Raw genomic sequence first — 20,241 nt, 5'->3', positions numbered from 1 at the left:
TCCATATTTCGACACGCCAAAACCGGCATTCCCCAGCGACGAAACTGTCCCTATTTGAGGTTCGCGACCCGTTCGCCGTTATACGATTCAGTCTGTTGTCCAGCCTGTCTTGTGTTCGTTCTCCCCATGCCCTTGGCCAGAAGCGAGGCGGTGGTAGTTTTGACCCAGCTCAGGCCGGAACTGATCTTCTGAGTCGTGGCTCTGATCCGGGACCCTGAGAAGGTATCGAATACGACGGAAACCGGTTGCCCGATTGCGCTGTCGTCCAGCTTGCGACCCGGCGCGAGCTTGACGAGAAAGTGCTCGGCAGCCGCGTCGTCGTCTGAGAATGTCGGTATCGGCTCAATCGGAACATCCCGGACGCGCGTTCCATCCGTATACTCGACGATAGCCTGCGCACCGCGATAGAAGCGCAGAACGTCGCTCTGAGGGATGCTGGCGGTGATGTAGGGCGAGCTTGTCTTTTCGCGCAGGACAAGGACGGGCGCGCCTTCACGAACGAAATTCGACGTGCGGCTGTAGCGCGCCTGCACGAAGCAATCGCAGGGACTGTCGATTACGATACTGCTGGTCCCTTGGGGTCCCTGGATCGTCAGAAGCGGTTCCCCGGCCTGAATCTCATTCCCGGCCGCAATGAACGTGACCTGACCATTCGATGGCGAGGGAACTGTGACAAGATCGGCCGTAATCATCGCAGATTGCGCGGGTATGATATACAATCGCTGGAATATGCCGGTGCCGATGAATCCGACGAGCAGGACAGTTGCCGCTATGATGAGTCCGTAGCCCGCCATGCTGCGCCCATATTGCGCGGCGCTCGCAGCCAATCCCACCGGCTGCTGGCGTTGGGGAATCTCGCGTGTCTTGCCCTCGTTTCGGCGTGCTACGACGTCGAGCACGTCTCCCGCCTCGACCACCTCCCCGGAAAGATAGGCATTCAGGACGAAGCGCAGAAGGTTGCTCTGGCGCGGAGAGACGTCCACGAACCTCATCCCCACGCGGCCATGCTCCTTGCTGGCATAACGGACCTCGGCACGCATCGGCAGCGTAAGCTCGTATCCGTCGAATGGGAACGCCAGTATGATATCCACGATGTGACCGGGCTTGACGTCCAGCGCGCGGAGCTTCACTCCGATTCCGCCAACCGAAAGGTCGATGACGGGAACCGGTTCACCATTGTGAAGGCACCTCATCGGCAGGCGATAACGCGGATGCTGGCGTTGAACCTCAGCTTCATGCGTAATCGTCGACATTGGTCGTTTCTCCATCTGGGATACACCGGTTATGGAAGGAACAGCATGGCCCGAGGTGTAGGCAGGACGTCGACGCTCCACGCCAGGAGCGTCAGGAAGGCCGCGAGAGAAAGAGCATGCATGTAGGAGGACATGAAGCTGCTGGCGATCATAGACCGTTTCGCATCACGTACGTTCGCGGTGGTCTTCTGACGCGTCCATTTCTGGCGATCGAGATGAGACGTGATATGAACCTTCATGAGAGATCCGAAGATCTGATTGAAATAGAGCAGAAAGGGATAGAAGACGGACACTCTTGAGCGGGCCGCGAGAAGAGACAGGGTTTGAAGGTACCGGGACGTCAATATCCACAGGGCGTAGAGCAGGAATGCGTAGCCATCGATGAAGAACGTTGCGATCAGGACCGCGGAGACGCCCACGAGGGACGTCCACATCGAGATGCGTTGGTCGAGAATGGCCCACCAGGTGAAGAAGCCCATGCGCTTCGGCCCAAGCGCGACGGCCCGCGAATTGGTGCGCAGCATATTTCCGAACCAGCGTGTCATGAGCATTGCAGCCGCTGACACGAAATTGTCGGATGGCGGATCTTCCACGGTCAATACGACGACATCCGGCACATAGGCCATCTTGTAACCGTTGCGCAGAAGCCAGAACCAGCTCGACTTGTCGTCCCCCGTCAGGAACTTGAACCGCCCGAACCTCCAGTGATCGATATAGTCAAGTTCCACCTGCCGAATGAAATCAGGGTTGCAGACGATGTTCGCCCGGAACATCGCCATACGTCCGGTCAGCGTCAGAACTCGCTCCGCCAGCCCCATGGACGACATGAGAGTATGGCGTTGCGCAAAGCGCAGTGCATACCATTCCTGGAAGATGCGGCGGCCGCGGACTTCGCACATTTCATCCGTCGTCAGCGCACCGATGTGCGGGTCGTGCAGAAAGAAACCGGCACATCTCCCGATGAGATCGCGCGGAACGATGCTATCGCCATCAATGACCGCGACAATATCGTCTTTCGCCGGACAACGACGCGCGATCGCCCTGAAACCGTAGGCGAGCGCGTCACGCTTCCCGGTTCCGGCAATCCGCACGACGACCAAGTCAATCTCGTCCTGGTTCGAGCACAGAGCCCGGAAAAGAGCCGTGACCAGTCTTTGGTCGCCAGCTTCCACGATCGATGCGACGACCGTTACCCTCCCCGGCGCGGCCATGGCCGCCTCGAAGACAGCCTTGTAGACCCTCGTCGTGACGGCACTATCGATGCGGAATGTCGTCACGAGCAGATAGGCGTCAGGGGCGTCGCGGGCGATGACGGCGTCAGCCGAAGCCCTCATCAGCGGGAATACCTTCAGCCTGTACACCAGCGCCCTGATGAAATGGACGAGCCCCCACCCATAACGCCAGATTGCCAGAAGACCGAATGTCCCGATGACGCCGCCTCCTATCATCCGATAGGACTCCGCCGGCAAAGCGACCGCGAATGCGACCACGGCAACGACATAGAGCAGATGTGCCCAGACCGTCTCGGAAAGTCTCACGCTGGCTGAACTACCAGCAGATTCCCTGATAGAAGTCACCGGAACACCTTGTCTGATCGATTCGGACGAGATCGATGAGCGGACGGCCATCATCCACGTGTCTCATCAGACGTTGCGACTCGGCACGATTTCCGAGCACGAAGACTTCCGCATGTTCGATCACTTCGTCGATGTTGGCCGTCAGCAAAGACGTCAGGTGCGGCAGGTGAGAGCGCACAAAGTGAAGGTTGGCTCCCGTCAGCTTCGAAACCTGAATATTCGGATCGTAAATGCGAATGTCATAGCCGCGCCCGAACAGGCGTTCCGCGAGCTCGACCAGCGGACTTTCGCGCAGGTCATCCGTCTCGGGCTTGAAGCTCAAACCGATGAGGCCGATGCGGCGCTTGCCCGTCGCCGCCACCATGGAGTAGGCGCGCTTCAACTGCTCCTCATTCGCCTCCATCGTCGCATCGAGAATGGGGGTCGGGACCTCAAGCTTGCGGGCGGCGAAGCGCAAGGCTCGAAGATCCTTCGGCAGACACGATCCGCCGAACGCAAAGCCAGGTTTGAGATAAGCCTTTGAAATATTGAGACGGGTATCGGAACAAAGGACATCCATCACCGCGTGTCCGTCAATTCCTGCCGCCTTGCAGATATTTCCGACTTCGTTTGCGAAACTGATCTTCAGGGCATGCCATGCATTGTTGGTGTATTTCACGGCCTCTGCCGTCCGAATTGACACGACCTTCGGCTCGATCTTGAAGATCCTATGAAGGTCCAACAGCCGATCGATGGTGGCCTGATCGTGCTTGCCGAATATGATCGCGCCGGGATCGTAATAATCCGCAATGGCCGTGCTCTCCCGCAGGAACTCCGGATAGTATGCAATGCCGAATCCCACTCCCGCCTGCCGGCCGGAGGTGCGCTCGAGAGTGGGAAGAACGACACTCTCCATCGTACCCGGCAAGATGGTGGAGCGCATGACGATGGAGTGAAAGGAATTCTTCTCGCGGATTGCAGCACCGATCTGTTCGGCAGCCGCAGTAACATAACCCGTATCCAGTGAACCGTTCGTCCGCGACGGGGTCCCTACGCAAATGAACGACAGGTCCGACCCTTGAACCGCCTCACGGACATCATTGGTGGCCTTGAGCCGCTTGGAGCGGATACCTCCCTGGATCAGCTCTTCGAGACCGGGCTCGACAATCGGGCTGATGCCAGCATTCAAAGGCTCGACTTTCTGAGGATTTGGATCAACCGCGATGACATTGTGACCGTCGTTGGCAAGACATGCGGCCGAGACGGCTCCAACATAGCCAATTCCAAAGACACTGATTTGCATTAGGCTGTTCCCGGTGGAATAGGAGATCATGGCGCATTCAATTGGCGGCGCCGGCACAGCCCAATAGATACTCCCCGAGCCTGCTTTTTCTCGTCACTATTTCGGCTGGAGAGATACTCCCGAGGGATTACATTTCCAATGGCTCCCACGAAGAGACAAGTTTAACTCCAATGCCCCTCATGACACCCGCAACAGTCAACGTGTCGATGGCCGCTAAGCGTCTTGCCGGCACCCATCGAAGCGCCATGATGCAACTCTCCTAGGAAATGAGCGCCTTACTCCGATGCAAGCAGAATGGAGCACCTCCGACGGGTGACTGCACTGAACTGCAGGAATGTGGAATGATAGCGGACTTAATGGGTATGGCATGACATAAGGGCTTGCGATTTCATGCTCTCCCGCTCGCGTGGCGCCTGGCTGGGTTGCCCGATCGATCAATGCCGACTTGACGTGCGGATCTCCGTTCATCCGAATGCGCTACCCCTTAGGCGCAATCGATAGAAGTATTTGTCTTGCTATGTGAGGGTCATCCATCAAGGACTCCATCAATGGCAACAATCATCAACGTCGCCCCTCCCTCTGGAAATTCCAAGACGGATATGGCTGCGATCGATGCAGCCATCAAAGCCGCCAATGCCGAGTACATGAACAATCCGGGCGGCGGGCGGATCACCGTCAAGCTCGCAGCCGGTACATATGCGGTCACCGGTGATCCTACGAACTCCTCCAAGGGTGGCGTCGAACTGCTTTCGGGTGTTTCGCTGGTCGGCGACGGCATGGGCAAGACGGTCATCAAGCTCGATGACGGGTTCAATGCACGAATCAACGGCATCGTCCGAACGGCCTTGACCGATGTGTCGAATGTATCGGTGTCAAACCTGACAATCGATGGGAATCGCGCCAAAAACACCGATCACCAGGCAGGTTTCATTTGCGGCGCAAAGGCTGAAGAGAACAAGGTCCAGTCCGACATCACTCTGTCGAGGGTCGAGATTCGCAATTGCACGGCCTACGGCTTCAATCCTCATGAAGTGACGACGAACGTCAGGATCGAGAACTGCGTCTCGCATGGCAACGGGCTCGATGGTTTCGTTGCCGACTTCGTGGTGGGAGGAACTTACAGGAACAACGTGTCCTACGACAACGATCGTCACGGGTTCAACATCCAGAACGCGACGAGTCATCTCTCTCTCGAGGGAAACAAGGCCTATGACAATGGGTCGGCCGGCCTTACCATCCAACGAGGAGACATTCTTCCGAGCGGGTACGCGAGCATTCCATGGGTGACGAACATCCAGGTCGTCGGCGGCGAATACTTCCGCAATGCCAAGGAAGGTATCCTGGTCAAGCTCTCGGACGAAGTTTCGATCGTCGACGCGAGGATCTACGGAAACCTTCGCCAAGGCATTCGAGTGGAGGGATCCTCCGATACCCTTATCCGGGACAGCTTCGTCTTCAACAACTCCCAGGAGGCCGATCACACCTATGACGAAATCCAGATCCGCTCGCGCCTGGACGATGTGGTCACGAATCTCACGTACTACTCGATCAACACGCATATCCTGAACAACACGATCTACTCCGACGGTACGGTCAACGCACGTTTCGGCATCAGGGAAGAAATCGGCAACCGGACCGGAGGAGCAACCGGGACGACGGTCAGCGGCAACAAGATCACCGGCATGGACACAGGAGACATCTCCGTTCCGGGCGTCATACGAGAGGGATCCTCCGGTGACGACCTGATGGTCGGCACGACAGGTGCCGACATCATGCACGGCCTTGCCGGCAACGACACGTATATCGTCGATCACTCCGGAGACGTTGTCGTCGAACAGGCGGGCGGCGGAGCGGACGATCTTGTCCGATCATCCATTACTTATACCCTGACCGCTAACGTCGAGCATCTCACGCTCACGGGAACGAAGGCCATCAATGGCTACGGCAACGCCCTGAACAATCGGATCACGGGGAACTCCGCCAACAACGTCATCAAGGCCGGAGGAGGCGATGACACGCTGAACGGCGGCGGCGGCGCCGACACGCTCGACGGCGGGGGCGGCAACGACACCTACTATGTCGATGACAGGAACGACGTCGTTATCGAGGGGGCGACAGGCGGAAATGCGGACAAGGTTGTGACGCGCGTGAGCACGACGCTGTCGGCATATGTCGAGAACATGACCGCTTACGGCAGTTCCCCAATCGATCTCACGGGCAACCGGCTCAACAATACGCTGACCGGCAATGCGGCGAGCAATGTCATCAAGGGAGCCGATGGCAATGACGTCCTGAATGGCGGGGGCGGAAACGACGCTCTCTTCGGAGGGACGGGATACGACGTATTCATCTTCAACACAGCCCTCAGCAGCATTTCGAACAAGGACAGGATCGCCGATTTCAATCCGCGATACGATACGATCAAGCTCGAGAATGCGATCTTCAAATCGCTCAAGAGCACGGGCACCCTCGACCCGGCGTCCTTCACCGTGGGATCGTCCGCCAAGGATGCGAACGACTATATCGGGTACAACAAGACGACGGGCGACGTCTGGTATGATTCGAATGGGAGCAAGGCCGGAGGCCATGTGACATTCGCCAATGTCGGCGCCGACAAGGCCGTCACCTACGCCGACTTCATCGTCATATGATCCTTCGCAGCGGCAGCGTGGATCCAGACCACGGAAGCCGTCCTCGCACGCAACCCCGGCACGGACTGAGCGCCCGCGGGAGGAGCGGCGGCGTCGGTTGCGCAAGCTGGGCCCGAGGAGAGGCCGGACCGGCAAGATTTGGCCGCAAGATTTGGCCGCAAGATTTGGCCGCAAGACTTGGCCGCAAGACTTGGCCGTATACCCTCATTTCACGGTAAGTTGCTTCGCCCCCCATGTCTCGTGGAACCCGCCTAGGCCAGCCAAGCGTTCCTCTTTTCTGAGAGGAGATGGCCATGGCAATACGGTTGCATTGGATTGGAAGCGTGGGCTTGGCCTTTGGGCTGATTGCGGGCGCGTCGGCGGGCCATGCCCAATCGTCGCGCGCCTGGGTCGATCCGCCTCCCGAGGCCGGGGCCGCTCCTTCGAGCGCCGTCGCTCCTGCCGTAAGCACCTTCAAGCCCAAGCCCGCTGCACCTCAGCTCCCCTCGCCCTCCACAGATGGCAATGCGGCCTCCAAGACGGATGCGGCGAACAGGAAGCAGGCGCTGCAGGGAACCGGTCAGCCCTCCCCTTCGACGGGCGAGGAGAAGGCCGCCGCGAAACCACAGCCGCGCAAGACCGTCGACGAGAGCAGGGATCGTCGACAGCGGACCCGCACGGCCGTACGGGGCGAACCCTCGGTCCGATCGCGCAGAACCGCCGATCGAGCCTCGGGACCGTCGCGCGCGGAGAGAGTCCGTGAGGGCATCAATGCCGGTCTCGAAGTCATGACACTGCGCACGATCGAGTTTCCTGACGGCAGGCGCGTTCAGATCCTGACGCGGCCCCGTCCCGAAACCATGTCCGGCCTGATGGAGGCACCCGAATGAGGATTTCCAGGACGGCTCCCTGAACCAAAGCGAGCCGGGTGCGCCCACACCACGAGTCATTGCAGCGCCAGCCGTGCACCATGACGGGAGAGATCGCCCGCAGGGTTTCAGGGCTGCACCCGATTGCCGCCAGGCCCCTACCCGCTTGCCCCTCTTGACGGATCAGCGCGCGGGGAAGAGCCTTCGGCTTCTCGGGATTTATTGGAAGCGGGACGAAGTCATGCCGAAAACAGTCAAGGATTTCCTGTCGGAAGCGAATTCGGTCATTCCCAAACTGTCGCCGACCGAGGCCAAGGAGAAGATTCGATCAGGCGATGTGCTGGTCGTCGACGTTCGCGATCCCACCGAGGTCCAGCAAACGGGCAGGCTCAGAGGCGCCGTGAACGTCTCGCGCGGCATGCTGGAATTTCGCGCCGATCCGGAAAGCGCGTATCACGATCCCGCGTTTCAGAAGGACAGAACCATCCTTCTGCATTGCGCATCGGGCGGCCGGTCCGCCCTCGCCGGAAAGACTCTTCAGGACATGGGCTACACCGCCGTGTTCAATATCGGCGGCTTCAAGGATCTCGCTGAAGCGGGAATCGATACGGAGCCTGCATAGGCCGATCAGGGCCCATGGCATCGATCGTTCCGATGATCGCTTTGAAGGAAATTTGGTAGCGGAGGAGGGATTTGAACCCCCGACACAAGGATTATGATTCCTCTGCTCTGACCAACTGAGCTACTCCGCCCCACGCCACGGGGCGACCCCGCGTCAGGCATGCGCGATATAGGGAAGATTGGGCCCCGCTGTCAAGAAAGAGCCTGGGGCATCCGGCGAATTTATGTCGGTTTTTCTCATGCCCGGATCAGTCGAGCCGTTCTGGCGGCCCGGACGGCTGTCGGAGCGTCCGTTCCTCGGTTCAGGCAGGCTCAGCCCTTGGGCTTCATCCGCCAGAGCTGGAAGCCTTCCGTCGAGATGGCCTGCTCGATCGCCCGCCGGGAGAACTTGTGCGGCGGGGTCTCGCGCGAGCCAAGGCTGCCGGTCAGTCCCCAGGGGCCGTACTTGGCGGGAAGTTTACTGCCGGCTTCATCCCCCGCAAATGCGTGCAGGTCTTCCTTGGCCTGAGAGGTGAACATGAAAAGACGCATTGGAATGACTTTCGTGAGTCTGTGCAGGGAGTTGAGACCAGGAAAATAGGGCTCGGGCCGCAAAAGTCACCGCGATTGCCCCAAAAAGGACCCGTTGAAAGAAAAGCGGGCCTCTGCCGCATCGTGCGGACCCGGCGAGCCGCGCCAGAGCCTTTTCCATGAACTTCGGTTCATGGAAAAGGCTCTTGTTGTTCGAGAAAGACGCCTTTTCTTCGCAAAACCGGGATCCACTTTTGCGGAAAAGGCTCTAGCGAGAAGTGGATCCGGTTTTCCGCACTTCGCACGATGCGCTTCTGTCGAGCGGGATCATCGAATTGATCTCAAAAGCGGAATCCACTTTTCACGTCCGGTGCCTCAAGCCCGCTTCCTGATCCTCATCAGCTTGAAAAAGCCGGCCGGGAAGAGCGGCCTCAACTCGACCACTTCCATGAACCCTGTCCTGCGGGCCCAACTCTCGACGCGGGAGGCCTTGAAGGAGGAACTCCACCCGATTGCCTTGGCGAGGGGCGCGGCCATTTCCTCCAGAGCCGCCACGGGCCCGGAAGGCTGGCCCCAGTGATTGGCCAGCACGATCTCGCCGCCGGGTTTCAGAACCCGGGCGAACTCGGACAGGGCCACCTCGGGTTCCGGCACGAGCGTGATGATGAACTGAGCCGTCACCGCATCGAACATCCCATCGGGAAAGCCCAGGCGGGTCACATCCATCACCTGCAGGCTTCTGACATGGGACAAGCCGCGCTTATCGACCTTGTCCTGCGCCCGGCGCAGCATGTCCTCGGAGAGATCGACTCCGTAAACCTCGGCATGCCTGGGGTAATAGCCCAGGGATAGCCCGGTGCCGACACCGGCTTCCAGAACTTTCGGCCCGCAGGCGGTTGCGGCATTGACGGCCGCCCGGGCGGCCGGTTCCGTCAGCTTATCGTAAACGAGGTCATAGATCGGCGCCCAACGCGCATAGGCTTTGCGCATCAGGGCCGTGGTCGCTCCATCCGTCATGCAAGTTCCTTCAGAGGGACGCCTCAGGCCGCAGCGAACGCGGCTTCGGCAACTGTGCGGGCAATGGTGCCCCCGCCAAGCACACGTGCCCGCGGAGCATCGCTCTCATAGATGACACAAGCTTGACCGGGAGACACCCCGTCCTCCGCCGATAACAGCTCGACAGTAACGCCGGTTCCTGTGGATCGTAAGATGGCCGGACGCGGCTCGCGGGTGGAGCGGACCCGCACGGCGACCTCTCTCCCCTGCTCGCCCAGGGATTCCAGCGGGCCATCCCCGAGCCAGTTCACGTCCGTGATGCGGATGAGGCGGGTGGCGAGAGCCTCGCGGGGGCCGACCACCACCCGAGCCTCGGCGGCATCGAGGCGCACGACGTAGAGCGGCTCGCCGACGGAGAGGCCCAGGCCCTTCCGCTGTCCGACGGTGTAGTGAATGATGCCGTCATGGCGGCCGAGCACCCGCCCGTCCACATGGACGATTTCGCCGCCCTGGACGGCGCCCGGCTTCAGGCGCTCGATCACGTCGCTGTAGCGTCCCTGCGTCACGAAGCAGATGTCCTGGCTATCGGCTTTCTCGGCCACGGTCAGCCCGAATTCGCGGGCCAATTCACGGGTCTTCTCCTTGGGCAGCTCACCCAAGGGGAAGCGCAGGAGGTCGAGCTGCTCCGGCGTCGTGGCATAGAGGAAATAGCTCTGATCGCGATCCGGATCGGCGGCCCGGTGCAGGGCGCGGCGCCCGTCGGGCAGGCGGCGGCTTGCCACGTAATGGCCCGTGGCCAGCACGTCGGCGCCGAGCTCCCTGGCGGTTTCCAAAAGATCCCGGAACTTGATGGAGCGGTTGCACTCGACACAGGGGATCGGCGTCTCGCCCGCCAGATAGCTCTGGGTGAAGCGGTCGATCACGGCCGTGCGGAAGCGCTCCTCGTAATCGAGCACATAATGGGGGATGCCGATGGCCTCCGCCACGCGGCGGGCATCGTAGATGTCCTGGCCCGCGCAGCAGGCGCCTTTGCGGTGGGCGGCTTCGCCATGATCGTAGAGCTGCAGCGTAATGCCGATGACGTCGTAACCCTGCTGCTTGAGCAGAGCCGCCACGACGGAGGAGTCCACGCCGCCCGACATCGCGACGACGACGCGGGTCTCGGCGGGGCTTTTCGGAAGATCGAGTGAGTTGAGCATCATTCCATCCAGAGGCGCCGTTCAAGGCGGCGCACGGGAGGGGGCCAAAGCCCTTCTATAGCGATGGCCGGTGAATTCTTAAAGAGAAACGTGCCGCAATAAGCCCGTGTTAACGTTTATGGCTAAGCTTAGGCTCACTCGTAACCGCCTGGACGGGCTTAGGAAAACATTAAGCCCCACCCTTTAGGTTCGAGCTTAGCAAGGTCGTTGAATTTTTGTGTGAGCGTATCATGACCGAACCCCACCGCCCAAGGGTCAAGTATGTCATTGGGCCCGACGGCAGTCCCCTGACGATTGCCGACCTCCCGCCCTCCAGCACCCGCCGCTGGGTCATCCGCCGCAAGGCCGAAGTCGTCGCCGCCGTCAGGGGCGGTCTTTTGAGCCTCGAGGAAGCCTGCCAGCGCTACACGCTGACGACGGAAGAATTTCTGAGCTGGCAGATGTCCATCGACCAGCACGGCCTCGCCGGCCTCCGGACCACCCGCATTCAGCAGTACCGGCAGTAAGCCTGAAAGCGCGAAAGCACTGCAGATCAAGGCGCGGCTCCATCGAGCGGCGCCTTTTTTCATGGCGCTCCCAGCCAAGGGCGAAGCTGGGCCGTTAAGGTCTTCCTAACCATACGATGGGCATAAATCCTTACCCTTCACTTGGATAGGTACGAATCGTGCTCAGCGCCCAGGACATGCAGGAACAGCAGCCCCTTGCCCCTCCCCATGCGGCTCTTTCGCTCTCCTCCGCCGCCGATCGCGCCGATCAGACCGTCGAAGCGCTCAGGCGCATCCTGGTAGGCCACACCATTGCGGACGTGGAGCGCCATCTGATCCTGGACACCCTCGCCCATTGCCTCGGGAACCGGACCCATGCGGCCCGTATTCTCGGAATCTCGATCCGCACGCTTCGCAACAAGCTGAACGAATATATGGGAGCCGGCATTCGGGTGCCGGAGCCGGGCCAAAAGCCTCCGCTCACCGCCTGAGCTCAGAGGCCCTCCGGCCGGCAGACCGCCCCATCCGTCTCCGGACAGGGACATGCCGTGCGGTCCGTCCGGCCCCAAACATCCTATTGATCGGACGAGGAGAGCGGCGGCGGCGGGATGGAGCCGCTGTCGACGGCTCCTCTCGTCCGCCACGCCTGCGCCAGACGGGCCCTCTCGAAGAGGAGCACGACGACCAGCGACATGGCGAAGGGGATCAGCAGATAGAAAAGGCGGAAGATGATGAGCGCCGCGAGCACATCCGCCTTGGGAATGTCGGGCATCGCCGTGAGGAACACGAGTTCGAAAACCCCGAGCCCGCCGGGGGCATGGCTCACCAGCGCGGCTGAAAAAGAGGCGAGGAACACGGCGAGCACGACCAGGAAACTCGGCTCGAGATGGGCCGGAAGCACGAAATAGATGATGCCGGCGGCCCCGAGCAGCTCAAGGGGCGCGGCGACCAGCTGGCGCACCATGATGGCCGGACGCGGATATTCCAGCTTGGCCTTGCGGATCACGAGCGGGGGCAGATGCAGGATCGAGCCCGCGACATAGAGGACGACGAAAGCCAGAAGCAGCAGGCCGACCGTCCGGGCCGTCGCCGGATTGGTGAGTGCGGAAGGCAGCAGATCTTCCAGACGATGCAGGAGCGTCGGGTCGGCGGTCAGCACGAGGCCGCCGAGGAGGATCGTACCGAGACCGAACGTGAAGGAGCAAAGTGCCACGAGAACGGCGATCTGCGGCGCACTCAGACCCTTGGAGGTGTAGGCGCGATAGCGCACGACCGCGCCGGAGAACACCGAAGCGCCGATATTGTGGGACAGGGCATAGGTCGTGAAGGACGTAATGGACACGAAAAGCCACGAAATGTGGCGCACCCCAAGGTGAAGAAGCGCGATCCGGTCGTACCAGGCCAGGGCGGCATAAGCGACAAGGGTGGACAGACCGGCCAAAGCGTAACGGTGAGACGGCACGGCCGTCAGGCTGCCCCAAACATCGTCGAGGGACATCCCGCGCAATTCACGATACAGAAGCCAGACGGACACGACAACCGCTACGAGCCCAATGACGGGCCAGATGAACTCACGCACTTTCTTCATCGAGACGGTCGTGCTCCTTCGTTCCCTTCTCTGTGCCCCATAATCCCTTCGAACCGCAAGAGGAAACGGCCCTGAAAGTACGGACATAAAGTCCGATCCGGTCACACGTGCGTCATCGTGTTGGGGCTGCTTTGCCATTGCCCTTCGGGAGGCTCCGTGACAGAGCGGTGGCTCTTGTGGACGGATACGGAGGCGGCCTCATGACGAACCCGCAGACAGCGCTGAATCTGAACGGTTACACGGATCTCCCGCCGGGGAAGGTCGCGGCCATCGTCACCTACCTCGAGATGCGCTCTCCGCCTCCGACGCCTCGTGCGGAAGCTCCGGAAGGCTGGTCGCTCCAGCCTCTCAACACCGACCGCGCCCGATACAGAACTTTGTTTCGCAAGGTCGGCGAGCCTTGGTTATGGTTCAGCCGCGTGCTGATGCCCGACGAGGAGCTCGCAGGCATTCTCGACGACCCGAAGGTCGAAGCCTATGCATTGCATGACGGCAGGGACGATATCGGACTTCTGGAAATCGACTTCCGTCCGGAGCGGGAAGCCGAGCTGGCTTTTCTCGGCCTTGCGCCCGCAGCGACCGGCAAGGGAGCCGGACGTTATCTCATCGGCGAGGCGATCCGCAGGGCCTTCGCCCGGCCGATCGACCGCTTCTTCGTTCATACCTGCAGCCTGGATCACCCGGCCGCTCTCACCTTCTATATGCGCTCGGGCTTCACGCCCTATCGTCGGGCCATCGAGGTTTCGGACGATCCCCGGCTTCAGGGACGTCTACCCGGCGACTGCGCGCCCCAGGTTCCGGTGATCGGCTGAGGCCGAACAGAACAAGGACGCGCCGGGCTGCGACGCGTCCTTGTCCGATGCCGTTCGAAATGGAAAGATCAGGCGATGGCCCGCAGGGCACGCGCCTGACCCATCTGGCTGATGGCCGGATCGAGGGACGAGCGCTCGCCGACGCGCTCCCGATCCTCCAGGCTTTCGGCTCTCTTCAGCTCCTCGAACGCCTCGCCGAGTTCGGCCTTGGCATCGTCGAGCTGGGTGTGAAGGTTCTGAGCCGACATGCGAAGGTTATCCCGCCGCTGGGCCGCGGCGCGAGCATAGGTCGGATAGGCGAAATGGTTCGGATCGGTGATCCCGGCCTTCTGCTCCTCCGCTGTGATCTCCCGATCAAGATCAGCCGCCATGCGGTCGAACTCGGCGATCATCATCTCGATCTGCGCCACCCTCCGACGTTTCTCGTCGACTTGAAAGCGCTTGAGGCGGATGAGCGTATCCCGCGACTTCATTTTGATTCAACTCCACACGTCGCTGTTTCACGTGCCTGCCGGATCGCTCAGTTATCCGCCGGGCATGCGGCATCATCGGACACGGAAGTTGACTCTTCCTTACCGTCGCGAACAAAAAGCCTTTCGGGGAGAGCGGCCTAGCGGGTCATTCGCCGCTCCGGGACCGGCAGCGAGGCTTGCGCGGGGCTTGCGTCAACCTTTCGTTTACTGATTTCGTTAACACTGCCCCTGTCACGCCTGCAGCTTGGATAGAGCGACGGGCACGAGCGAGCGAAACCCTTCGTTTGCAACAATTTCGGATGGAGCGGCGGAGTTCCGTATGGGCACCTTGAACCCACAGGCCGAGCACTTTGGGCGACAGATTGGCAGCGCCATGTCGTTAAGCGCTTGCATGCATGAATCAGGGTTTGTTAACCATTCTGAACTAGCGTCACGAATCAGTGAAAAAGGGCATCCGCCGCAGGCCCGGTGGTGGATGGGGAGCGGCAAGCGACCCGCAAGCTCCAGGGCATGGGCTGGGGAATAGACATGCGCGTACTTCTCATCGAAGACGATAGCGCGACAGCGCAAAGCATCGAGCTGATGCTGAAGTCCGAGAACTTCAATATCTATACGACGGACCTCGGCGAAGAGGGCATCGACCTCGGCAAGCTCTACGACTATGACATCATCCTTCTCGACCTGAACCTGCCCGACATGTCGGGCTACGAGGTCCTGCGCACGCTGCGCGTCGCGAAGGTGAAGACGCCGATCCTGATCCTTTCCGGCATGGCTGGCATCGAAGACAAGGTGAAGGGGCTCGGCTTCGGCGCCGACGATTATCTGACGAAGCCTTTCCACAAGGACGAGATGGTCGCCCGCATTCACGCCATCGTGCGCCGCTCGAAGGGCCATGCGCAGTCGGTAATCACCACGGGAGATCTCGTCGTCAATCTCGACACCAAGACGGTCGAGGTCGGCGGCGCCCGGGTGCATCTGACGGGCAAGGAATACCAGATGCTCGAGCTGCTTTCGCTGCGCAAGGGCACGACGCTCACCAAGGAGATGTTCCTGAACCATCTCTATGGCGGCATGGACGAACCTGAGCTGAAAATCATCGACGTCTTCATCTGCAAGCTGCGCAAGAAGCTCGCGAACGCATCGCAGGGCAAGAACTATATCGAGACCGTCTGGGGCCGCGGCTACGTGCTGCGCGAACCGAACGAGGCCGAGGAGCGCATCGCGATCTGAGCGACGTGTCAGGCAACCGACGAAGCCCGGCAATGTGCCGGGCTTTTTTTCTGACCTGTGAGGTCCACGCGGGCATCGACGTGAAAAGCGGATTCCACGCTTGGGATCGAATCCGATGCTCCCTCCTGAAAGGGCGCATCGCTCTTGCGGAAAACCGGGGCCACTTTTTCGCACGATGCGCTAGAAGCGCATAAGAACTACCCCACAGGCGATCAGCGATCCGGCCATGATCCGGCCGGGACCGATGCGCTCCTTCAGGAAGACGATTCCGATCAACAGCGCCATCAGGACACTCGTCTCGCGCAGCGCCGCGACCAGAGGAATGGGCGCTCTCGTAAATGCCCAGATCACAACCCAGTAGGATGCGAGCGACATGGCTCCCGCAACTAGGCCGCTGCGCCAGAAGGGTCGCGTCTTGGCGAAGGCTCCAGGACCGCGGGTTGCCCACGCATAGGCACCGGTCAGGATTCCGTCGATGAGCGTCGACACAAGAATGAACCCCGATGCGGATTCCGAGAGGCGCGCGCCGGTGCCGTCGACGAGCGTATAGGAAGCGGTGCAACAGGCGGTCACGAGCGCGAATACGAAGGCCTTCGGCGGCATCCGGCCGCTCACCCCGCTCCCGAGCGACATGAGGCCGACGCCGAGCCCTATGGAAGCGATGGCCAGCAGCTTCGGGACAGACATCGCTTCACCGACGAAGATCGTGCTGACAAGCGCGACGATGAGCGGCGCGGCGCCGCGGGCGAGCGGATAGACCTGGGAAAGGTCTCCATGCTCGTAAGCGCTGATGAGCGACAGCTTGTATCCGGTATGAATGACGGCGGAGACAAGAATCCAAGGCCACGCCGCCGCGGCGGGAAATGCGAAGAACGGGAGGAGAATGACACTGAGGCCAACCTGCGCCAGGACGATCAGCAGGAGGGACGAGAAACGGTCGAGACCAACCTTGATGATGGCGTTCCAGCCTGCGTGCAGGCAGGCTGCAGAAAGGACGGCGGCAAAAACGACGGGCTCCATATGATCCCCCAGGCTGTACGAGCCGGCACGGAGAGATCGTCTGCGGGCCGCGATGCGCCCTTGTTCCACGGAACCAAGTGATTGATAATCGATATGATCGATCAGAGATTGTTCCTTTTCCTCACATGAGCCGGCGCCGCCTTCCCTCTCTCAACGCCCTCGCGGCCTTCGAAGCCGCCGCCCGCCTGGGTCGCATGACGCTTGCGGCGGAAGAGTTGTCGGTGACCCACGGCGCCGTCAGCAAGCAGGTCAGGAATCTCGAAGAGATCCTCGGCGTACGCCTCTTCGAGGGCCCGAAGAACTCCCTGCGCGTGACGGATGCCGGAAGGACGCTGCTGTCCAATTTGACCGTCGGCCTCGATCATATCGAGGCGGGCGTGCGGGCCGTCGCCGATGAAGAGAACGGCGCCCTGGATGTCTCCTGCACGGGCACGTTCAGCATGCGCTGGCTCATTCCCCGGCTCCATCGCTTTCAGGACAGGTATCCTGGCGTGGAGGTGCGGCTGTCCGCTTCCTATGCACCGGTCGACTTTGCGCGGGAGCGCTACGAGATCGCCGTTCGCCTGGCCGATTTTCCACTGCCGCCGGAGGTGCCGCTCACGACGCTCTTCCCGGAATATGTCGGGCCCGTCCTCTCGCCTGCGCTCGCAAAGCGCCTCCACCTTAAGGACCCGCAGGACCTCGAAGGCGCCCCGATCCTTCATACGGTCACCCGGCGCAGTGCATGGCACGACTGGTTCGATCGGGCAGGATGGCTCAGGTCATCCAACCTCGCGGGAACCGACTACGAACACTTTTATTACATGCTCGAGGCTGCAACGGCGGGGCTCGGTGTATGCATCGCGCCGTGGCAGCTCGTGATCGACGACATCCGGGCGCAACGGCTGCTCGCGCCGTTCGGTTTTATTCCCAGCGGCATGAACTATGTCGCCGTCCAGCGCCCCCGGCAGAACCGGAAGGCGCAGGCCTTCTGCTCATGGCTTGCCGAGGAAGCGTCGAGGACGCCTATGCCGTCCTCGATGTGATCGTCACCTCATCGCCCTCGATGCTGAACGCGATGCTCATGTCGGACGCTCGCGCCACCATGCCGGCATAATAGATCTGGATGCCGTGAGCATCCACCGTGCCGCTCTCCGAGTTGCCCGCGAGCAGATCCTGCGAATGGGCGGGAATGCGCGCATTGAGGCCCTTGGCCCTGATCGAGAACGCGCAACTCTCCGCGTCGCCCGTCACCGTCACGGCGATGGAGCCGCCGCGCGGAATGGCCGTGATGGCGATCATGATCAGGTTGAGGAGAAGCTTGACCCTGTTCTTCGGGAACAGAAGGCGCGGCGAGGCCCACGAGAAGCTGACCTTGTCGTCGAGGAACAGGCCCCGCGCTACCTGCTCGGCATCCCCGAGGTCGATGGAGGCTCCGGCGGAGCCGGCCGCGCCGAAAGCGAGACGGGCGAACTGAAGACGGGCGGAGGCCTGACGGGCGCTCTTCTGGATCAGATCGAGGGCGAACTCGCGCATCGAGGTGTCGCTGTCATCCTCCAGGACCTCGAGCCCGTTGACGATTGCGCCCACCGGCGAAATCACGTCGTGGCAGACGCGCGAGCAAAGGAGGGCGGCAAGATCGAGCGAATCAAGAGAGATGGTGGCCATTAGGGCTCCGGAAGACCGTAAGTTCAACGCTGGACTCATGAAATTCTGAGTTTCAGGTTTCACGACTACAGCCGAAGTGGAAAGAGAATGTGAACCGGGATACCCGGCTATGAGTTCTTTGGAAAGCAGGTAAAAGAGATCGACAGGTCTTCCGAGAACAGGCACAAATCCGTCATGCGGCTCGATGTCTCTCAACCCGATGAAATCGCCCTGAGGCTTGCCCCCATAGCCGCAGAGGCCGCCCACCTCCTCCGCGGCATGGAGAATGCGCTGATCGAAAAGCGCATCAAGCCCGACGGAAGCCCGACGACGGCGGCCGATCTGGCCGCCGAGGAGATGATCATCCGCCGTCTCCATGAAGCCTGGCCCCATGTGCCGGTGGTTGCGGAGGAGACGGCCAGTACGGCCCATGCGGATGATGTCTTCTTCCTGGTGGATCCGCTCGACGGCACGGGCGACTTCATTCGCGGCACGGGCGAGTACAGCGTCAACATCGCGATGATCCGGAAGAACCGCCCGCTGGCTGCCGCCGTGGCGGCCCCGGCCATGGGCGCCATCTGGATCGCAGGCACCAAGGCGCGGACGAGCGCCATGCCGGAAGAGGACCACGCGACCTTCGACTGGCGCGACATCAGGGTCAGGCGCGCCCCCGAAGACGGCCTGGTCGCCCTCGTGAGCCGCCGGCACGGCGACATTGCCACGGAAGCCTGCCTGTCCACGCTCTCCATCGGCACGAGGCGCATGACATCCTCTGCGCTCAAGTTCTGCCTCATCGCCTCGGGCGAGGCCGATATCTATGTGCGCTGCGGGGCGACGATGGAATGGGATACGGCAGCGGGCGACCATGTTCTCTGCTGCGCCGGGGGCAGCGTCGTCGGCCCCGGCGGCGCACCCCTGACCTATGGGCATGAGGAGCGCGGCTATCTCAATGGCCCCTTCGCCGCCCTGGGCGATGTCTCGCTCGCGCCCAAGCTGGATCTTCCGACCGCGGTGGCCTGAGAAGCTCCGTCCCCTGGGCCTGCGGCACCAAAGCGCCGGTCATACAGAGATTGTTAGGGTTGATGCCCGTAAAGTCAGGGTTCGATAGAAGCCGTCCGGTCCAAAGGGTCGGATCGTCCCCTGTCTTGTACGAGGAGATAGCCCATGCGCTCCCGATTTTCATTGGCTGCTGCGGCGGCTTTGGCGGCCCTTGTCGGCGCTTTTCCCCTTCAGGCTTCGGCCCAGAACGTGCAGCGCGCCTATGCGACCAATCCGGGCGGGCCGAACTCATTCAATTCCAATGAACTGGTCGAGTCCGGCCATTCATTCTTCGGCTCGGCCTCCCGGGGCCTGGCGACGGTCCTTGAAGAGGCCGTGCGCCGGTGGGGGGAACCCAACGGGTATATTCTCGGTCAGGAAGCCTCCGGAGCCCTCATTGGCGGTCTTCGCTATGGCGAGGGCAAGCTGTTCACGCGCAATGCAGGCCAGCGCAAGATCTTCTGGCAAGGGCCGTCGGTCGGCTTCGACTTCGGCGGCGAAGGCGCCCGGACCATGATGCTCGTCTACAACATGCCGTTCACGGACGCCCTCTATAAGCGCTTCGTGGGCATCGACGGCTCCGCTTATTTCATCGGCGGCTTCGGCGTGACGGCACTGGCGGCCGACGAAATGATCGTGGTTCCGATCCGCACCGGCGTCGGCGCGCGGCTCGGCGTCAATATGGGTTACCTGAAATTTACGCCGGAGCCGACCTGGAATCCCTTCTAGGGCATCGGGCGTGAAAAGTGGTCCCGGTTTTTCGCAAGACCGATGCGCTCTTTCCCGGAAGGGAGCGCCGGAGGGAATCCCGAAAGGGCGAATCCACGCCCCGCGTCCGATGCTCAGAGCCCCTCTCTCCCGCGAAGTGACCCCGGCCCCCGGCTCCAAGAATGCGGCCGAACCACCAGGAGAGCTGCTTTCACACCTGCGGAGACAGCCCTTGAGGGCGATGCGCATACCGGGCCAGCTTCCAGACCGGTGGAAATGGTTCGAAGATGCGCTACAACCGGCAAGCTGGGGCTGACCTCTCTG

The 20,241-nt window shown here is 61.3% G+C and carries 19 protein-coding genes, 1 tRNA gene and 1 pseudogene; 10 read left to right on the top strand and 11 right to left on the bottom strand.

Going from position 1 to position 20,241, the window contains the following annotated elements; all coding sequences use genetic code 11:
• Positions 1-50: 50 nt before the first annotated feature.
• From RE429_RS05915 to RE429_RS05905, 3 genes are read right to left on the bottom strand one after another with little or no spacing between them, the layout of a single operon-like run.
• Positions 51-1,268 (bottom strand): PilZ domain-containing protein, encoded by a 1,218-nt coding sequence (locus RE429_RS05915; RefSeq protein WP_414473407.1) that lies wholly within the window; start codon positions 1,266-1,268, stop codon positions 51-53.
• A 14-nt stretch (positions 1,269-1,282) separates the two neighbouring features.
• Positions 1,283-2,791 (bottom strand): glycosyltransferase, encoded by a 1,509-nt coding sequence (locus RE429_RS05910; RefSeq protein ID WP_414473406.1) that lies wholly within the window; start codon positions 2,789-2,791, stop codon positions 1,283-1,285.
• 10 nt (positions 2,792-2,801) lie between these two features.
• Positions 2,802-4,142, bottom strand: a complete 1,341-nt coding sequence (locus tag RE429_RS05905) for a nucleotide sugar dehydrogenase (RefSeq protein WP_414473405.1) — start codon at positions 4,140-4,142, stop codon at positions 2,802-2,804.
• Positions 4,143-4,660: 518 nt separating this feature from the next.
• Here RE429_RS05905 and RE429_RS05900 point away from each other — a divergent pair.
• The 3 genes from RE429_RS05900 (at position 4,661) to RE429_RS05890 (ending at position 8,233) form a co-directional block, all read left to right on the top strand.
• On the top strand, positions 4,661-6,763 hold the full coding sequence (locus RE429_RS05900; protein ID WP_414473404.1) for a right-handed parallel beta-helix repeat-containing protein: 2,103 nt from the start codon (positions 4,661-4,663) through the stop codon (positions 6,761-6,763).
• Between the two features lie 293 nt (positions 6,764-7,056).
• Positions 7,057-7,632 (top strand): hypothetical protein, encoded by a 576-nt coding sequence (locus tag RE429_RS05895; protein WP_414473403.1) that lies wholly within the window; start codon positions 7,057-7,059, stop codon positions 7,630-7,632.
• A gap of 220 nt (positions 7,633-7,852) precedes the next feature.
• On the top strand, positions 7,853-8,233 hold the full coding sequence (locus tag RE429_RS05890) for a rhodanese-like domain-containing protein (protein ID WP_414473402.1): 381 nt from the start codon (positions 7,853-7,855) through the stop codon (positions 8,231-8,233).
• A gap of 53 nt (positions 8,234-8,286) precedes the next feature.
• Here the strand turns inward: RE429_RS05890 and RE429_RS05885 are convergent.
• The 4 genes from RE429_RS05885 to mnmA form a co-directional block, all read right to left on the bottom strand.
• A tRNA-Met gene (locus RE429_RS05885) sits at positions 8,287-8,363 on the bottom strand.
• Between the two features lie 181 nt (positions 8,364-8,544).
• Positions 8,545-8,751: a hypothetical protein gene (locus RE429_RS05880; protein ID WP_414473401.1), complete on the bottom strand. Its 207-nt coding sequence runs from the start codon at positions 8,749-8,751 to the stop codon at positions 8,545-8,547.
• Between the two features lie 366 nt (positions 8,752-9,117).
• Positions 9,118-9,759: a class I SAM-dependent methyltransferase gene (locus RE429_RS05875; RefSeq protein WP_414473400.1), complete on the bottom strand. Its 642-nt coding sequence runs from the start codon at positions 9,757-9,759 to the stop codon at positions 9,118-9,120.
• A gap of 23 nt (positions 9,760-9,782) precedes the next feature.
• The gene (gene mnmA / locus RE429_RS05870; protein WP_414474134.1) at positions 9,783-10,937 is read right to left on the bottom strand and encodes a tRNA 2-thiouridine(34) synthase MnmA; all 1,155 of its coding nucleotides are present in this window, start codon (positions 10,935-10,937) and stop codon (positions 9,783-9,785) included.
• 230 nt (positions 10,938-11,167) lie between these two features.
• On the opposite strand from mnmA, the gene RE429_RS05865 reads away from it, so the two are divergent.
• Positions 11,168-11,443: a DUF1153 domain-containing protein gene (locus RE429_RS05865; protein WP_009763782.1), complete on the top strand. Its 276-nt coding sequence runs from the start codon at positions 11,168-11,170 to the stop codon at positions 11,441-11,443.
• Between the two features lie 224 nt (positions 11,444-11,667).
• A pseudogene (locus RE429_RS05860) lies at positions 11,668-11,913 on the top strand (helix-turn-helix domain-containing protein); the annotation flags it as partial.
• Positions 11,914-11,996: 83 nt separating this feature from the next.
• Here RE429_RS05860 and RE429_RS05855 read toward each other — a convergent pair.
• Positions 11,997-13,010 (bottom strand): lysylphosphatidylglycerol synthase domain-containing protein, encoded by a 1,014-nt coding sequence (locus RE429_RS05855; RefSeq protein WP_414473399.1) that lies wholly within the window; start codon positions 13,008-13,010, stop codon positions 11,997-11,999.
• Positions 13,011-13,210: 200 nt separating this feature from the next.
• Here RE429_RS05855 and RE429_RS05850 point away from each other — a divergent pair, with 200 nt between their 5' ends.
• Complete coding sequence (locus RE429_RS05850; RefSeq protein ID WP_414473398.1) at positions 13,211-13,822, top strand: GNAT family N-acetyltransferase; 612 nt, start codon at positions 13,211-13,213, stop codon at positions 13,820-13,822.
• A gap of 68 nt (positions 13,823-13,890) precedes the next feature.
• On the opposite strand, the gene RE429_RS05845 is transcribed toward RE429_RS05850, so the two are convergent.
• Positions 13,891-14,295, bottom strand: a complete 405-nt coding sequence (locus RE429_RS05845; RefSeq protein WP_414473397.1) for a flagellar export protein FliJ — start codon at positions 14,293-14,295, stop codon at positions 13,891-13,893.
• A gap of 528 nt (positions 14,296-14,823) precedes the next feature.
• On the opposite strand from RE429_RS05845, the gene ctrA reads away from it, so the two are divergent.
• Complete coding sequence (gene ctrA, locus RE429_RS05840) at positions 14,824-15,525, top strand: response regulator transcription factor CtrA (RefSeq protein ID WP_414473396.1); 702 nt, start codon at positions 14,824-14,826, stop codon at positions 15,523-15,525.
• Between the two features lie 180 nt (positions 15,526-15,705).
• On the opposite strand, the gene RE429_RS05835 is transcribed toward ctrA, so the two are convergent.
• Positions 15,706-16,545, bottom strand: a complete 840-nt coding sequence (locus RE429_RS05835; RefSeq protein WP_414473395.1) for an EamA family transporter — start codon at positions 16,543-16,545, stop codon at positions 15,706-15,708.
• A 125-nt stretch (positions 16,546-16,670) separates the two neighbouring features.
• Between RE429_RS05835 and RE429_RS05830 the strand changes: the two genes are divergently transcribed.
• Positions 16,671-17,570 (top strand): LysR family transcriptional regulator, encoded by a 900-nt coding sequence (locus RE429_RS05830; RefSeq protein WP_414473394.1) that lies wholly within the window; start codon positions 16,671-16,673, stop codon positions 17,568-17,570.
• Here the strand turns inward: RE429_RS05830 and chpT are convergent.
• On the bottom strand, positions 17,551-18,192 hold the full coding sequence (gene chpT / locus RE429_RS05825) for a histidine phosphotransferase ChpT (RefSeq protein WP_414473393.1): 642 nt from the start codon (positions 18,190-18,192) through the stop codon (positions 17,551-17,553). The two genes, RE429_RS05830 and chpT, sit on opposite strands and share 20 nt — an antisense overlap.
• A gap of 174 nt (positions 18,193-18,366) precedes the next feature.
• On the opposite strand from chpT, the gene RE429_RS05820 reads away from it, so the two are divergent.
• Both RE429_RS05820 and RE429_RS05815 read left to right on the top strand, forming a co-directional pair.
• Positions 18,367-19,191: a 3'(2'),5'-bisphosphate nucleotidase CysQ family protein gene (locus RE429_RS05820; protein WP_414473392.1), complete on the top strand. Its 825-nt coding sequence runs from the start codon at positions 18,367-18,369 to the stop codon at positions 19,189-19,191.
• Between the two features lie 144 nt (positions 19,192-19,335).
• Complete coding sequence (locus tag RE429_RS05815) at positions 19,336-19,938, top strand: DUF1134 domain-containing protein (RefSeq protein WP_414473391.1); 603 nt, start codon at positions 19,336-19,338, stop codon at positions 19,936-19,938.
• The last annotated feature ends 303 nt before the right edge of the window (positions 19,939-20,241 follow it).

Source organism: Microvirga sp. M2 (assembly GCF_047497095.1).
GTDB lineage: Bacteria > Pseudomonadota > Alphaproteobacteria > Rhizobiales > Beijerinckiaceae > Microvirga.
This window is presented reverse-complemented; position numbering and strand designations above follow the sequence as displayed.